Origin of the sequence: Nonomuraea helvata (assembly GCF_039535785.1) — a bacterium.
In the GTDB taxonomy this organism is placed as follows: Bacteria; Actinomycetota; Actinomycetes; order Streptosporangiales; family Streptosporangiaceae; genus Nonomuraea; species Nonomuraea helvata.
The window spans coordinates 599,030-614,021 of the sequence record NZ_BAAAXV010000012.1; the positions used below are offsets into that span (position 1 = coordinate 599,030).

The 14,992-nt window shown below is 68.1% G+C and carries 10 protein-coding genes; 5 read left to right on the forward strand and 5 right to left on the reverse strand.

The genetic code is table 11. The features are described from left to right. Positions 1-240 precede the first annotated feature (240 nt). From ABD830_RS53190 to ABD830_RS53210, 5 genes are read left to right on the forward strand one after another with little or no spacing between them, the layout of a single operon-like run. Entirely contained in the window at positions 241-1,806 is a 1,566-nt protein-coding gene (locus ABD830_RS53190; protein ID WP_345003278.1) for an ABC transporter substrate-binding protein, read from the forward strand. A gap of 11 nt (positions 1,807-1,817) precedes the next feature. After that, positions 1,818-2,810 carry an ABC transporter permease gene (locus tag ABD830_RS53195; RefSeq protein ID WP_345003279.1) on the forward strand — a complete coding sequence of 331 codons (993 nt, stop codon included), beginning with the start codon at positions 1,818-1,820 and terminating at the stop codon, positions 2,808-2,810. Beyond that, positions 2,807-4,531, forward strand: a complete 1,725-nt coding sequence (locus ABD830_RS53200; protein ID WP_345003280.1) for a dipeptide/oligopeptide/nickel ABC transporter permease/ATP-binding protein — start codon at positions 2,807-2,809, stop codon at positions 4,529-4,531. Before ABD830_RS53195 ends, ABD830_RS53200 begins: the two co-directional genes overlap by 4 nt. Then, entirely contained in the window at positions 4,528-5,379 is an 852-nt protein-coding gene (locus ABD830_RS53205; protein ID WP_345003281.1) for an ABC transporter ATP-binding protein, read from the forward strand. Before ABD830_RS53200 ends, ABD830_RS53205 begins: the two co-directional genes overlap by 4 nt. Positions 5,380-5,399: 20 nt before the next feature. Further along, positions 5,400-6,818 carry a cellulase family glycosylhydrolase gene (locus ABD830_RS53210; protein WP_345003282.1) on the forward strand — a complete coding sequence of 473 codons (1,419 nt, stop codon included), beginning with the start codon at positions 5,400-5,402 and terminating at the stop codon, positions 6,816-6,818. Positions 6,819-6,927: 109 nt separating this feature from the next. Here ABD830_RS53210 and ABD830_RS53215 read toward each other — a convergent pair whose 3' ends face one another. Genes ABD830_RS53215 through ABD830_RS53235 form a run of 5 tightly spaced genes read right to left on the reverse strand, consistent with a single transcriptional unit; the run spans position 6,928 to position 14,967 of the window. Continuing rightward, positions 6,928-9,186, reverse strand: coding sequence for a glycoside hydrolase family 95 protein (locus ABD830_RS53215; RefSeq protein ID WP_345003283.1), 2,259 nt, complete (start codon positions 9,184-9,186; stop codon positions 6,928-6,930). Further along, on the reverse strand, positions 9,183-10,814 hold the full coding sequence (locus tag ABD830_RS53220; RefSeq protein WP_345003285.1) for a type 2 periplasmic-binding domain-containing protein: 1,632 nt from the start codon (positions 10,812-10,814) through the stop codon (positions 9,183-9,185). Before ABD830_RS53220 ends, ABD830_RS53215 begins: the two co-directional genes overlap by 4 nt. A 34-nt stretch (positions 10,815-10,848) precedes the next feature. Beyond that, positions 10,849-11,727, reverse strand: a complete 879-nt coding sequence (locus ABD830_RS53225) for a carbohydrate ABC transporter permease (protein ID WP_345003286.1) — start codon at positions 11,725-11,727, stop codon at positions 10,849-10,851. A 2-nt stretch (positions 11,728-11,729) separates the two neighbouring features. Next, entirely contained in the window at positions 11,730-12,641 is a 912-nt protein-coding gene (locus ABD830_RS53230) for an ABC transporter permease (RefSeq protein WP_185070310.1), read from the reverse strand. Continuing rightward, positions 12,631-14,967 (reverse strand): glycoside hydrolase family 2 protein, encoded by a 2,337-nt coding sequence (locus ABD830_RS53235; RefSeq protein WP_345003287.1) that lies wholly within the window; start codon positions 14,965-14,967, stop codon positions 12,631-12,633. The genes ABD830_RS53230 and ABD830_RS53235 overlap by 11 nt, the downstream gene beginning before the upstream one ends. Between the last annotated feature and the right edge of the window lie 25 nt (positions 14,968-14,992).

Below are 14,992 nucleotides of genomic sequence, written 5' to 3' on the forward strand. Positions count from 1 at the left end.
CACTGCGAGGGTACAGACGCTGTTGACTTACTTAAGTTGCTGAGTTAACAATCGGAATCGGCGCGCCGACAATTACATCACCGCTCGAGAGGACTCCGCGTGATGTCGGTGAGGAATGCACTAACCATGAGAGCCGGGGCCGGGCTGGCCGCGTTGGCCTTAGCCATCACCGGATGTTCCTCGTCCGGCAGCTCACCGCGAGGATCGACCGGGGCACCGGCGGCCACGGGGGCACCGCCGATGCTCGTGATCTACACGGGCGCCACCGGCGACATGCAGGTCAACTTCAATCCCTTCACCCCGGGCAGCCCGTCGACCGGGCCGATCTACGAGCCCCTCTTCTTCTACAACACCGCTCGGGCCGATCCCCCCCAGCCACGGCTGGGCCAGAAGTTCTCGTGGAACGCCGATGGCACGCAACTGTCGATCACGCTCCGCCAAGGCGTGAAATGGTCCGACGGCCAGCCGTTCACCTCCAGGGACGTGGTCTTCACGCTCGACCTGCTCGCCAAGAACAAGGCGTTGAACACCACCGGCTACCGCGGCAAGGCGACCGCGGTGGACGACACCCACGTATCGGTCAAGTTCGACGAGCCGTCGTTCGTGGACGGTCCGCAGCTTCTCGGCCGCATCTACATCGTGCCTGAGCACGTGTGGAAGTCCGTGGCCGACCCCACGACCGCCCAGATGCGCAACCCCGTCGCCACCGGGCCCTACCTTGAGGACGACGTCAAGCCGCAGGCATACACGGTGAAGGCCAACCCGAGCCATTGGGGCGGGGAACCCGCGATCAAGCGCGTCCGCGTCCTGTCGCTGTCAGGCAACCAGGCCGGAGCAGCGGCGATCAGGGCCGGCCAGATCGACTGGCAGACCGGGCCCGTGCCGAATGTCAAGAACGCCGAGCAGGCCTACCCCGGCTACAAGGTCATCATCACTCCGGTGAACCAAATGGTGCTGGACACCTGCAGCAACCCGGACCTCGGTTGCAAGGGACCGCAGACCGACCCCGCCGTCCGCCAGGCGATCTACTACGCCGTCAACCGGACCCAGCTCAACGCGCTGGCTTTCGAGAACACCTCCAGCGAGATCTCGCCCAGCCTTGCCCTGCTGGAACGAGACCAGGCGTTCATCTCCGGTCGGCTGCAGAACAAGGTCGCGCCGATGCAGCCCGACGAGGCCAGGGCCCAGCAGATCCTGGAGGGCGCCGGTTACGCCAAGGGGGCCGACGGCATCTACGCCAAGGACGGCAAGCCCTTGCAGCTGACCCTCAAGACCGTCTCCGGCTGGACCGACTACATCACCGCGGTCAACGCGCTTTCCCAGCAGCTCAAGAAGGCCGGCATCAAGGTGACCGCGCAGCAGCTGTCCTTCAACGAATGGTCCGACGCCCGCGGGCGCGGCGACTACGAGCTGATCATCGACTCCCTCTCCCAGGGCCCGGCCGCCGACCCGTTCTACGTCTACAGCTACTTCTACGGCTCCGACACCACCGAGAAGGTCGGCAAGCAGGCCGGCACGAACGTCAGCCGCTTCACCGATCCCCAGGTCGACGCCGCCATCGCCGCGCTCAAGAAGATCGACCCGAAGGACACCGCCGCACGGCAGCCGCAGTTCGACACCATCCAGACCCGCATCGAACAGGCCATGCCGTACATCCCGCTGCTCACCCAGGGCACGATCAGCGTCTACAACGCCACCAAGTTCACCGGCTGGCCGACCAAGGAAGATCTCTACGCCTTCCCGGCCGCCTGGCAGTCGCCGGATAACTCGGAGATCTTCCGACGGCTCAAGCCCACCGGGAAATGAGCGCGTGACCGATGCTGTACTACCTGCGCAAGATCGCCTTCTACCTGGTCGCCCTCTGGACGGCGGTGACCCTGAACTTCCTCATCCCCCGCATGATGCCCGGTGACCCGGTCACCATCCTGCTGGCCAAGGCGCAGCAGCGCGGCGGAGTCGACCCCGCCGCGCGCCGCGCTTACGAGCTGATGCTCGGCACCGACACCGGCGAGCCGCTGTTCACCCAGTACCTGCTCTACCTGAGGAACATGGCCCGCGGCGACTTCGGCATATCCGTGAGCTCCTTCCCGGCTCCCGTTTCCGAGGTCATCGCCGCATCGCTGCCCTGGACCGTCGTCCTGGTCGGCCTGGCGACCGTGCTGTCAGTGCTGACCGGCATCACGCTGGGAGCGCTGGTGGGCTGGCGCCGGGGCACCTGGCTGGACTCGCTGGTGCCCGCGACCACGGTGCTGTCGGCCGTGCCGTACTTCTGGCTGGCCCTCGTCCTGGTCGCCGTCTTCTCCTCCGCGCTCGGCTGGTTCCCGCTGCTGGGTGGTTACGACGTCAACCTCACCCCCGGCTGGAGCGGCGAGTTCCTCGCCTCGGCCGTGTACTACGGCATCCTCCCCGCCGCGACAATCGTGATCTCCTCGATCGGCGGCTGGCTGCTGGGCATGCGCAACATGATGGTCTCGACGATGGCGGAGGACTACGTCCGTACGGCTGTCGCCAAAGGACTGCGCAACCGGCGCATCATGGTCTGGTACGCGGCCCGCAACGCGGCACTGCCCTCCATCGCCGGATTCGCCATCTCACTGGGGTTCGTGGTGGCCGGCTCGGTCGTCACCGAGCAGGTCTTCTCCTATCCGGGCATCGGCTCCAAGCTCCTGCAGGCTGTTGAGAACAACGACTACGCGCTCATGCAGGGCATCTTCCTGGTCATCACGGTCGCCGTCCTCGGCGCCAACCTGGTGGTCGACCTGCTCTACAGCATCGTCGATCCGCGGACGCGAGCGGGGGCGGCCACATGACGGCAATCAGCCGGCGGGACCCGAAATTCGTGATCGGACTGATCCTGATCGGGGTCATCGCCGCCATCGGCGTGGTCGGACCGCTCCTCGCCGGCGACCCGGACGCGATCAACGACATGGGGCTGACGCCGCCGGGCGGGGAGCACCTGCTGGGCACCACCCAGACCGGCCAGGACGTGCTGTCCCAGATCACCTACGCCACCCGGGGCTCGCTCGTCATCGGCGCGCTCGTGGGCGTCATGGCCACACTGCTGTCGGCGCTCTTCGGCATCGTCGGCGCCTACGCCGGTGGTCTGGTGGACGAGGCCTTCTCGCTGCTGTCCAACGTGATGCTGGTGATCCCCGGGCTCCCGCTGGTGATCGTGATCTCCGCTTTCGTCCCGGCGGAGCAACGCGGCTGGTGGACGATCGCGCTGGTGCTCGCGATCACCAGCTGGGCCGGCTCGGCTCGCGTGCTCCGCGCGCAGACGCTGTCGTTGCGCAACAGGGAGTACGTCCTGGCCGCCCGCGTGGCCAAGGAGCGGCCGTGGCGCATCATCGGCGTGGAGATCCTCCCGAACCTCCTGCCCCTGCTGGCCTCCCAGTTCGTGTTCGCGGTCATCGCCGCGATTCTCAGCGAAGCCGGCCTGTCCTTCCTCGGCCTGGGCGCATCCAACTCCGCCACGCTCGGGACCATGCTCTACTACGCGCAGAACGGCTTCGCGCTGCAACTCGGCGCGTGGTGGTGGTTCGCGCCGCCCGGCATCATCATCGCCCTGCTCGGTTGCGGCCTGGCGCTGATCAACTTCAGCATCGACGAGATCATCAACCCGAAGCTCCGGATTCCGGCCGCCCGCCTGGCGGATACGCGCCGCCAGGAGGCGGGGCGTGTCGACCAGGCCGCCGACGACGCCGTTCTCACCGTGGCCAACCTGTCGGTGACCTACCGGGGCGAACGGCCCGTACAGGCCGTCAAGGACATCTCGCTGACGGTACGGCGAGGCGAGATCCTGGGCCTGGCGGGCGAGTCGGGCAGCGGCAAGACCACCCTCGCCTATGCGATCAGCCGGCTCCACCGGCCGCCGGCGGAGATCACCTCCGGCACGGTCGCCTTCCACGACCGCGCCGGCACAGCCGTCGACGTCCTCGCCTTGCCGCCGCACGAGCTGCGTACCTTCAGATGGGCGAAGCTCTCCATGGTGTTCCAGGGGGCGATGGACTCGCTCAACCCCGTCATGACCGTCGGCGCCCAGCTGGAGGACGTGCTCACCACCCACCTGCCCCGACTGTCGGCGGCCGAGCGCCGGGCCCGCTGCGCCACGGCGCTGGAGCTGGTCAGGGTGGACCCTAGGTGGCTGCGCTCCTACCCGCACGAGCTCTCCGGAGGCATGCGGCAACGGGTCATGATCGGCATGGCGCTCCTCCTCGAACCCCAGATCATGATCATGGACGAGCCGACGAGCGCCCTCGACGTCGTCGTCCAGCGCGGCATCCTCAAAGAGATCCTGCGCTTGCGGGACGAGCTGGGCTTCGCGGTCGTGTTCATCACGCACGACCTCCCCCTCCTCCTGGAGGTGAGCGACAGAATCGCGATCATGCTGCACGGCGAGATCGTCGAGTGCGCGAGCGCCGAGGAGATCCACAAGCAGCCACGCCACCCCTACACCCGGCGCCTGCTCGGCTCCTTCCCCAGCCTCACCGGCGACCGCGGCGCCTTCGTGCGATCGGGAGGTGCCCGGTGACCACTCTCGAGGTAGCGGACCTGGTCAAGGACTACCGCGTGCGCGGCGACGGCATGCGCCGTACGCGGCTGCGGGCGGTGGACCATGTCTCCTTCACGCTCACACCCGGCCGCACCACCGCACTCGTCGGCGAGTCGGGCTCGGGCAAATCCACGGTCGCCAGGATCATCGCCCGCCTGGAGCGACCCACGTCCGGCACGGTCGTCCTGAACGGCGCAGGCAGCGGCGACTACCGCGACCACGTGCAGATGGTGTTCCAGGACCCCTTCGCCTCGCTCAACCCCTTCCACACCGTCGAACACCACCTGGCCCGGCCGCTGAGACTGCACGGCCGGGCGCGGACACGGGCCGAGACCCGGCAGGAGGTCGCGCGGTTGCTGGAGCGCGTCAACCTGCCGGCGGAGGAGCTGGCGCAGCGCCGCCCCCACGAGCTTTCCGGCGGGCAACGCCAGCGGGTGGCCATCGCCCGCGCCCTCGCACCCGGCGCGAAGGTGATCGTGGCCGACGAGCCGGTGTCCATGCTGGACGTCTCCATCCGGCTCGACGTGCTCAACCTGCTGGCCCGGCTGCAGCAGGAGGAGGATCTCGCCATCCTCTACATCACCCATGACCTGGCCACCGCGCGGCACTTCGCCGACGACATGCTCGTGCTCTACCGAGGGCGGGTCGTGGAGCGGGGGCCGGCCGATGAGGTGATCCTCGATCCGCGCCACCCTTACACCAAGCTGCTGGCCGCCGCCTCACCCGACCCGGACGCGCGCGGCCGCACCTTCGATTTCGACCCGGCGGACGTGGTCGCCGCCGGCTCCGCACCGCCGTACGACCACAGAGAGGACACCCCCCGATGAAAGTTCGCACGATCTTATCCGTGGTGGCGACTGCCGCCCTCACCGTCGCCGGGCTCGTCACCGGCCCGGCGGCGACCGCCGCCACCGGCTGCACGGCCAAATACACCGTCACCGGCCAATGGGGAAGTGGATTCGGAGCCGAAGTCTCCTTCACCAACCTGGGTGACCGCCTGACAACGTGGACTCTGGAGTTCGACTTCCCCGCCGCCGGCCAGCGCGTCAATCAGGGCTGGAGCGCCGACTGGTCCCAGTCCGGCACCCACGTCACCGCCAAGAGCCTGAGCTGGAACAGCGAGGTTGCGACCAAGGGCTCGGTGGGCCTCGGCTTCAACGGTTCGTGGAGCGACGCCAATCCCGTACCCGCCTCTATCTCCGTCAACGGGGTGAAGTGCGACGGCACCATCATCGACCCGCCCAAGACGCCGGCTCCGCAGCTGCACGTCCAGGGCAACAAGATCGTTACTGCGCAGGGCAAGCCGTACCGGCTGCTGGGCGTGAACCGCTCGAGCGGCGAGTTCGCCTGCGTGCAGGGCAAGGGGATGTGGGACGGCGGGCCGGTCGACCAGACCTCCGTCAACGCGATGAAGACCTGGAACATCCACGCCCTCCGCATCCCGCTGAACGAGGAGTGCTGGCTCGGCACCAACGGTTCGCCCAGCGGCGCCGCATACCAGCAGCAGGTCAAGGACTACGTGAACCTCCTGGTCGCCAACGGCATCACGCCCATCCTCGACCTCCACTGGACCTGGGGAGAGTTCACCGGCGTCGACTGGGCGTGCAAGGACGTGACCGCGACCTGCCAGAAGCCGATCCCGTCCGCTCGCAACGCCCCGCGATTCTGGACCGGCGTGGCCAACGCCTTCAAGGGCAACAACGCGGTGGTCTTCGACCTGTTCAACGAGCCGTGGCCGGAATTCGGCACCGTCGACAGAGAGGCGGGCTGGCGGTGCCTGCGCGACGGAGGCACCTGCGCCGGCTTCAGCTATGAGGTCGCGGGCATGCAGAGCATGCTCGACGCCGTCCGATCGACCGGAGCCACGAACATCGTCATGGTCGGCGGGCTCGAGTGGACCAACGACCTTCGCGAGTGGACGCAGTACAAGCCGCACGACCCCACCGGCAACCTGGTCGCCTCCTGGCACTCCTACAGCTTCAACCGGTGTGCCGCCGTCGACTGCTGGAACACGGAGATAGCCCCGCTCGCGGCGCAGGTGCCCGTGGTGATCGGCGAGATGGGCGCGGACAACTGCGGCTACGACTACGTCGACGCGCTCACCAAGTGGGCCGACACGCACGGCCTGTCGTACCTCGCCTGGACGTGGAACCCGTGGGGCTGCACCCAAGGAGGTGTGCTCATCAAGGACTGGAACGGAACGCCTGAGCCGGGAATCGGCGAGGGGTACAAGGCGCACCTGCTGACCCAGGATCCCTACGCCTGATCATGACTGCCAGCCGGCTGGGCCTCGGCTGACGTGCCGAGGCCCAGCCCTTGGCGGCGGGAGGCGAGCACGGCGGCGCATGCCGCCGTGCTCGCGATCGCGCGCGCGTTCACAGGGAACCCTCGGGGACGAGCGTGTAGCGGGTGAGCGCCGTCGCGTCCCAGGTCATGCGCCGGCGCCCCGCGAGCGCGCCGGAGACCTCCCGGGCCGGGACCGCTCGCTCGCCGCACGTGACGGTCAGCGGCGGAGTGTCGCCGGGTACCTCGACGACGAGCCGTCCGTCCGACCCGGCGGTGATCGCCGCCGACGTGAGCATGCCCGCGGACCAGGCCACGGAGGCGGTGTGCCCGCCGCGGCAGCGGATGCCGCGCACCGATCCCGTGTCCCAGCTCCCCGGCAGCGTCTTCAGCAGGCTGACCGCGCCTTCGTGGCTCTGCACGAGCAACTCGGTCATCCCCGCGACAGCGCCGAAGTTGCCGTCGATCTGGAAGATGTAGCCCGACGGCCGGCCGCCGTGGGGATGCAGGTCCAGCAGCGAGACGGAGCCCAGCTCGTCGAGCAGGATCGCGATCGAGCGCTCGGCCAGTTCCGGGTCGCGCAGCCGGGCGGCCAGGCACAGGATCCACGCCTGGCTCCAGCCGGTGTGTCCACTGCCGTGGTGCAGCCGGGTGGCCAGCGCCTGCCGTACCGCCTCGAAGTCGTCCGGCGTCCCCGACTCGGTGATCCGGGTGCCGGGGTAGAGGCCGTAGAGGTGGGACAGGTGGCGGTGGCCGGGCTCCTGGGAGGGCCGCCGGTCATACCACTCCAGCAGTTCGCCGTCGATCGCGACCGGACGCAGCTGTGACAGCGCCTTCCCCGCGCGTACGGCGAGCTCGTCGTCGGCCAGCGAGCAGTAACGGGTCAGGACCTCGCGGACGAGCTCCTGGTCCATGGCCGCGCCCGCCGAGATGGCCGCCGGATTGCCTGCGTCGGTGAGGAAATGGTGTTCCGGCGAGGTCGACGGGCTCATCACCAGGTTGCCGTGGGCGTCGGGAACCAGCAAGTCCAGCGCGAAGGAGGTGACGCTGCGCAGAGCGGGCAGGAGCAGCTCGGGTGCTCCGCCGTACTCGAGGTGGTCCCAGAGGTGGGCGGTGAGCCAGAGCAGGCCGGAGGACCAGTTGGCCCACTGCGGATCGCCGTTGACCGGGGCGCTGAAGCGCCACAGGTCGGTGTTGTGGTGAGTGGTGGCTCCGGCGGCGCCGTAGTAGTGCCGGGCCGCGTCCTGGCCGGTATCGAGCAGGCCGCCGATCAGCTCGAACAGCGGCTGGTGCAGGTCGGGCAGGCCGGCGGGCTCGGCGGGCCAGTAGTTCATCTGGACGTTGATGTTGGTGGTGTAGTTGCTGCTCCAGCCGGGCCGCACGTCGGCGTTCCAGATGCCCTGCAGGTTGGCCGGTTGGGTGCCGGGACGGGAGCTGGAGATCAGCAGGTAGCGGCCGAAATGGTAGTAGAGCTCGGCGCGCTCGTCGGGCAGCGACAGGTCAACCCGGTCGAAGTAGCCGCGGTAGTCGGCCTCGTGCTCGGCCAGCAGCTCCGCCGTGCTCCGGGACAGTGCCGCCTCGACCTGCGCGCGTGCCCGGCGGGCCAGCTCGGCGGTGTCGGCGCTGGGCCGTACGGCATGGCCGCGGAAGCCGTCGGCGGCCGCGGCGACCATCCGCACCTCGCCGGATCCGGTGCTCTGGACCGCGATGACGACGGCGAAGCCCATGCCGGCGGCGACCGTGCCATCGCCGTCGGGCGCGTCCGCGCCGTAGACGACGGCGGGCTCCCGGTTGATGTAGTCGGGCAGCACGTTCGCGGGCGCCCGGCCGGTGATGGTAAGCCACTCTCCGTCGCGGATCACCTCGACCGGGTGCGGTGAGGTGAACTCGGGCAGTTCGAGCGGCCCGCGAGCCGACGCGACCAGCACCCCGGCGGGGGCGGAGACGAAGCTGGTCAGTAGACCGTTCACCGTGGTCACCGCACGGGCGAGGTCGAGCTCTCGGCGGTAGCCGGAGGGCTCACCGGCGGCGGTATGACGCCACTCGATGAAGCCCAGCGGCTGGTAGGCCTGGGTCCAGCCGCCGGACTGCATCCGGCGGCCCAGCTCGTCGGCGCGCTCGAAGTCGCCCGCGGCGATCGCGGCACGCAGCTCTGGCAGCAGCCCGGCAGGAGAAGGACCCTCCGGGGGCGGCTGGGGACCGCCCGACCAGAAGGTGTCGAGGTTGAGGTCGAAACGCTCCACCTCCGGCCCGCCGTACGCCATCGCGCCCAACCGGCCGTTGCCGAGCGGGAAACCGTCGTGGAAGTGGGCGGCGGGTGTGGAGAGCCGGAGGAGATGTCTGGTCGTCACAGCGCGTCGTATGCCTTCTGCTGGATCTGGAGGTAGCGGGTCAGGCTCAGGCCGTTGAGCCCGTCGAGGTAAGCCTGCCAGGCGGAGTCGTCGTCGATGTTCTTCTGGCCCGTGACGAACTGCAGGCTGAACTGGTTGACGTAGTTGTCGATGTTGGTCTGCAGAGTGGCCAGCTCGCCTGCCTCCTCCGGCGCGATCTTGGTGTGCCAGATCGGGAAGACCTGGTCCTTGGGCTCCTTGCCCGCGTACAGCTCGGCGGCCTTGAAGAGGCGGCGCTCGTAGCCCGCCTGGTCGTAGATGTCGGTCGATGTCACCTGGGCGTTGCGGAACTCCTTGGTGTTGTCGTACTCCGCCATCGGCCCCCAGGCGCCCTCCCTCTTCGGCGCGCCCTCGGGCTGCGTCAGCGTCTTGAACGACGGCTTGAGGCTCTCGTCGAGCGCGACGTCGCCGGGGCCCGCCTTGGCCCAGTCCTTGCCCTCCTCGCCGACCTGGCCCAGGACGTGTCCCTCGTCGGTGAACAGGTAGTCCAGCAGCTTGATCGCGGCGATCTGGGTCGCCTCGCTCGCCTTGGAGGTGATGACGAAGGAGGCGCCGGGCAGGCTGGGCAGGATGTAGGTGGCATACTGCGCGCCGGACGGGCCGGTCAGCGGGGCCACGGCGTCGTAGTCCCTGTCGCGGCGGTCCTTCTGGCCCAGGGTGACCAGCTGGGCCGGGTGGTGTACCGTCGCCGCGCCGACGACGCTCGCCCCGGCCTTGTCGCCCTTGGCCTTCATCGCGTCCCCGTTCTGGGTGAAGGCCGCCTGGTCGATCAGGCCGTCCTTGTACAGCCCCGCGATGTAGCGCAGGCCCTCGCGCCAGCCGGGCTGCACGGCCTGCAGTTGCACCTTGCCGGCGTTGACCGCCAGCGTGGAGCCGTACGCGCCGGTGGCCTGCGGGTCGTAGACGAAGGCGTTCATGAGGTACGGCAGGAGCGGGTTGGCGGTGTTCGCGCTCAGCGGGATCTCATCGGCCTTGCCGTTGCCGTTGGGATCCTTGGCCTTGAACGCCTTCAGCACCTCGCGCAGCTCGTCGGGGGTCGTGGGCTGCTTGAGTCCGAGCTTCTTCAGCCAGGCCGAGTTCATCCAGAACTTGGAGGGATAGGAGCAGTGGAAGCAGTCGTTCCACTGCGGCATGCCGTAGATCTTCCCGTCGGGCGCGGTCGCCAGCCGCTTGAAGTCGGGCATCGACTCCAGCGCCTTCTTGACGTTGGGGGCGTACTTGTCGATCAGGTCGTTGAGCGGCACGAGCACGCCCTGCTTGCCCATGCGGATCAGCTCGGCCGGGGAGAACGCGTCGACCCACGGGATGAGCATGTAGACGTCGGGGAGATCGCCGCTGGCCAGCGAGATCTGGCGCTTCTCCTTGGCGGCGGCGCTGTCCCAGGTGGTGGTCTCGAAGGTGAGGGTCACCCCGAGCTTCTGCTGCACCCGCTTGGTGAACGGGCTGTTGCTCAGGTGCTGGTCGGCGTTCTGCTGGGCGAAAATCTTGATGGTGCCGGCCTTCTGCTCCTGCTTGGGCTTCTCGGCGGAGCAGGCGGCCAGGGCCAGGAAACCGGCGGTGAGTGCTGCGACGACGACTCTGACGGACACGGTGATACCTCGATGTCTGTAGGTGGGGGGTGCGTCAGCCCTTGACGGAGCCGATCATGAGGCCCTTGGTGAAGTGCCGGGCGACAAAGGGGTAGATGAGGAGCACGGGTACGGTCGAGATCACGATGAGCGAGTACTTGAGCAGATCGGCGAGTTGCTGGCGCTCCATGGCGGTGGCGACGTCCATGCCGTTGCTCTGGGTGTTGAGGATGAGGATGTTGCGCAGCACGAGCTGCAGCGGATAGAGGTCGTCGCTCTTGAGATAGAGCAGAGCGTCGAAGTAGGAGTTCCAGTTGCTGATCGCGTAGACCAGGGCGATCACCGCGATCATGGGCTTGGCCAGGGGCAGCACGATCGACCAGAGGACCCTGAAGTGGCTGGCGCCGTCGATCTCGGCGGCCTCGAACAACTCGCGGGGGATGGAGTGGCGCAGGTAGGTGCGCGCGATGATCACCTGCCAGACGGCGATCGCGTTCGGGACGATCAGCGCCCACCGCGTGTCGATCATGCCGAGAGACTTGACGACCAGGTAGGTGGGGATGAGGCCGCCGCCGAACAGCATCGTGAAGACGATCAGCCGGGTGAGGAGCCCGCCTCCGACGAAATCCCTGCGGGACAGCGGATAGGCCAGCATGAGCGTGAGGCTGACGCTGACGAACGTTCCCACGGCCGTGTAGAAGAGCGAGTTGCCGAAACCGACGAGGATCTGCGGATCGGACAGTGCCACCTGGAAGCCGCGCAGGGTGAAGTCCACCGGCCAGAAGGTGACCCGGCCGGAGCTGACCGCGTTCGGATCGCTGAGGGAACTGGCCAGGATGTAGAGCAGCGGCAGCAGCACGACCGCCAGGAAGGTGGCGAGCAGCACGTAGACACCGACCATGAACAGCCGGTCCGTCCGCGATTCCCTGACCATGGTTACCAGAGCCCCGATCCGGAGACGCGCTTGGCGACCCTGTTCACGACGATGAGCAGGACGAGGTTGACGGCGGAGTTGAACAGGCCGACCGCGGTGGCCTGGCTGAAGTCGGCGTTGAGCAGGCCGGTCTTGTAGGTGTAGGTGGCGATGATCTCCGACTTGCTCAGGTTCAGCGGGTTCTGCAGCAGGAACGCCTTCTCGAAGCCGACCGCCATGATGTTGCCGACGCCGAGGATCAGGATGATGGCCGCGGTCGGCATGATGCCCGGCAGGTCGACGTGGATGATCTTCTGCAGGCGGGAGGCGCCGTCCACCCGGGCGGCTTCGTACAGCCCGGGATCGACTCCGGACAGCGCGGCCATGTAGACGACGGCGGAGTAACCGGCGGTCTGCCAGATGTCGCTCCACACGTAGATGTGCCGGAAGTAGTCAGGATTGCCGAGGAAGTCGATCGAGGGGATGCCGAACAGCCCCAGCGCGTCATTGGCGAGCCCGACACTGGGCGACAGGATGAGGATCGTCATGGAGACGACCACGACCGTCGAGATGAAGTACGGCGCGTAGGTGACCAGCTGCACGGTCCGCTGGAAGAACCCGCGCCGGACCTCGTTGAGCGCCAGCGCCAGGATGATCGGGATCGGGAAGCTGGCGAGGAGGAAGTAGGCCGACAGGATGAAGGTGTTGCTGACCAGCGTCCAGAAGACCGGGTTGTCGAAGAAGGCGCGGAAGTGCCGGAAGCCGACCCACTCGCTGCCCCAGATGCCGTCCAGGACGCTGTAGTCCTTGAAGGCGATGACCGCGTTGGCCATCGGGATGTACTTGAAGATCGCGAAATAGGCCACCGGCACCGCGACGAGCAGGTAGAGCTGCCAGTTCCGGCGGATGCGCCGCAGGCGCGTGCTAGTGGCCATACACCCTCACCTCGATCAGTTCCGCCGGCCCGGCGGGGAAGCGCACCGACACCTCGTGGGCGAGCAGGGCGTCCAGTTCCACGCGGGCCGGGCCGCCTCCGGTCAGACCGGCCGCCACCTGGGCGCCGTCGTCGGTTTCGATGACGAACGGTACGTCGGCCCCCTCACCGAACCGGACTTCGATCCGCCGTAGCCGCCACGCACCCTCCAGGTCGACGCGGACCCACTCGCCGCTCCAGCCGTGCTCGGTGCTGTAGTCGGTGACGTTATGAGCGGGTGATCCGCTGCTGAACACCGGCCGGTTGGCCGACAGCAGCCGCTCGCTGCCGGGCCGATAGCGCCGGCTCGGCGGCCCAGAGGGCAGTTTGCGCGGCTGACCGGTCCACTCGGGGCCACCGGTCGCCAGGATCGTGAGGGTGGCGGGCTCCAGACCCTCGGCGCTCGCGCGCAGGACGTTGACCCCGGCATAGTGGGAACGGAACTCGATCGCCCCGATCCCGTCCACGACGGGCAGCTCGATCGAGGTGCCGGTCGGGAAGAGGCCGCCGCCCTCCAAGACCTCGATGGTCACCGTGCGTTCGTCGGAGATGACCGCGCCGCTCTCGTCGACGAGTTCGACCCGGAGGTAGGCGTCGTCGGTGCCGTCCGTGCCGATCGTCTCGGTGTCGGAGCTCAGCCGTAAGGCTCGCGCGGTGCCCTCGCTCGGCCAGACGGGGGGCTCGATGCCGCGCAGCTTGTTGCGGTACCAGTAGTAGGAGCGCAGCGGCACGCGGAAGTAGTCGATGAAGCCCATCCGGCTCATGTCGGTGATGATGCTGCCGTGGTGGAAGGCGCACCACAGCGCGATCCCGGCCCGCCAGGGGTGGTCGATCTCGACGCCGTCGGTGTAGCGCGGACCGTAGACGCCGGGCCGGTTCTCGATGGCGCTGCCGTACTCGGTGACCAGGCTGGGCCAGGGCGGCTGGTGGAAGAGGGCCGCGCCGTCGCCGTTGTAGCCGGCCAGGTCGCCGAGCTCGTCGAAGCCGCCCCGCTGCGCGCCGCCGACCGCGGCAGGCCTGGTCGGGTCGAGCTGGTGAGCCAGGTCCACCAGGCGGGTGATGAGCTTCTTGGCCGCCGGCATCACCTCCGCGTCGGTGAAGAAGGGCTCGTTGCTGACGCTCCAGACGATGATGCTGGGGTGGTTGCGGTTGACACGGATCATCTCGGTGAGCGCGCGCAGGCAGCTCTCCTCGAACTCGGCGCGGTCCTCCTCGTGCGGCGGGTAGGCGCTGGCGTTCCAGTAGCCCTCCGCGTCGTGGCCGCCGACGCCCCAGAAGTGCAGCTCCGACCAGAACAGCAGGCCCTGCCGGTCGCATTCGGCGGCGAACTGCTCATGATGGGGATAGTGAGAGCCGCGGATGAAGTTCATGCCGCACTCCTTGATCATCGCGACGTCGCGGCGGATGCCGGCGTGGCTCACCGCGTCGCTCCAGCCGGCGTGGTCCTGGTGGACGTTGGCGCCGTTGATGAGGTAGTGCTCGCCGTTGAGGAAGAAGCCGCCGTCGGTGGTGAACTCGACGGTCCTGAACCCGAAGGTCGTGCTCGCCTGCTCACCGTTGCTCAGTCGCTGGTCGAGCTGGTAGAGGACCGGGGTGGCAGGGTGCCACTGCCGGACTTCGTCGAGCAGCAGCTGCGTCCGGTGGGTAGTGGCCTCGCCCGCATCCAGGCTGATGTGAGCGCTAACAGTCGCTAGCTCGACGTCGTCCAGGCTCACCACGGCGTCGAGCTGCCCCTCGAAGGGGGTGTCCCCGTCGTTGACGAGTTCGGTGGCGATCTCGACGCGGTTGCCGTCGGTGGTGACCGCCGTGCCGTACCAGGCGAAGCGGGCCTTCTCACTGACGATCAGCGACACGTCGCGGTAGATCCCGCCGTTGAAGACGTGCTCTCCCGCCCGCGGCGCCAGACGCGGGTTCCACTCGTTGCTCACCCGTACGGTGAGCTGGTTCATCCCGGGCCGGACCGCCTCGGAGATGTCCATCTCGAAAGCGGTGTAGCCGCCCAGGTGCCGGCCGACGCGGTGGCCGTTGACATAGACCTCGGCGTCCTGGAACACGCCCTGGAACTCCAGGGCGACGCGCTTGTCCGGGTGCTCGACGACGAAGTCCCGCCGGTAGACGCCACGACCCACATAAAAGCCGGCTTCCATGAAGTACGGCTGGCCGAAGGAGTGCGGCAGGCCGACGTCGTACCAGTCGCTGTCGTCATAGCCGGGCTCGGTGGCGCCGGACGGGTCTCCGTAGGTGAACTTCCATGACCGGTTGATCAGGCTCTTGCAGGTGGAAGGCACGATGGCGCGCTCTCGGAGAGAAGGG

Bases quoted from the DNA above. Each gene is read 5' to 3' on its own strand.
- ABD830_RS53225 (WP_345003286.1), bottom strand. From the start codon at position 11,727: ATGGTCAGGGAATCGCGGACGGACCGGCTGTTCATGGTCGGTGTCTAC.
- ABD830_RS53230 (WP_185070310.1), bottom strand. From the start codon at position 12,641: ATGGCCACTAGCACGCGCCTGCGGCGCATCCGCCGGAACTGGCAGCTC.
- ABD830_RS53200 (WP_345003280.1), top strand. From the start codon at position 2,807: ATGACGGCAATCAGCCGGCGGGACCCGAAATTCGTGATCGGACTGATC.
- ABD830_RS53190 (WP_345003278.1), top strand. From the start codon at position 241: ATGCTCGTGATCTACACGGGCGCCACCGGCGACATGCAGGTCAACTTC.
- ABD830_RS53195 (WP_345003279.1), top strand. From the start codon at position 1,818: ATGCTGTACTACCTGCGCAAGATCGCCTTCTACCTGGTCGCCCTCTGG.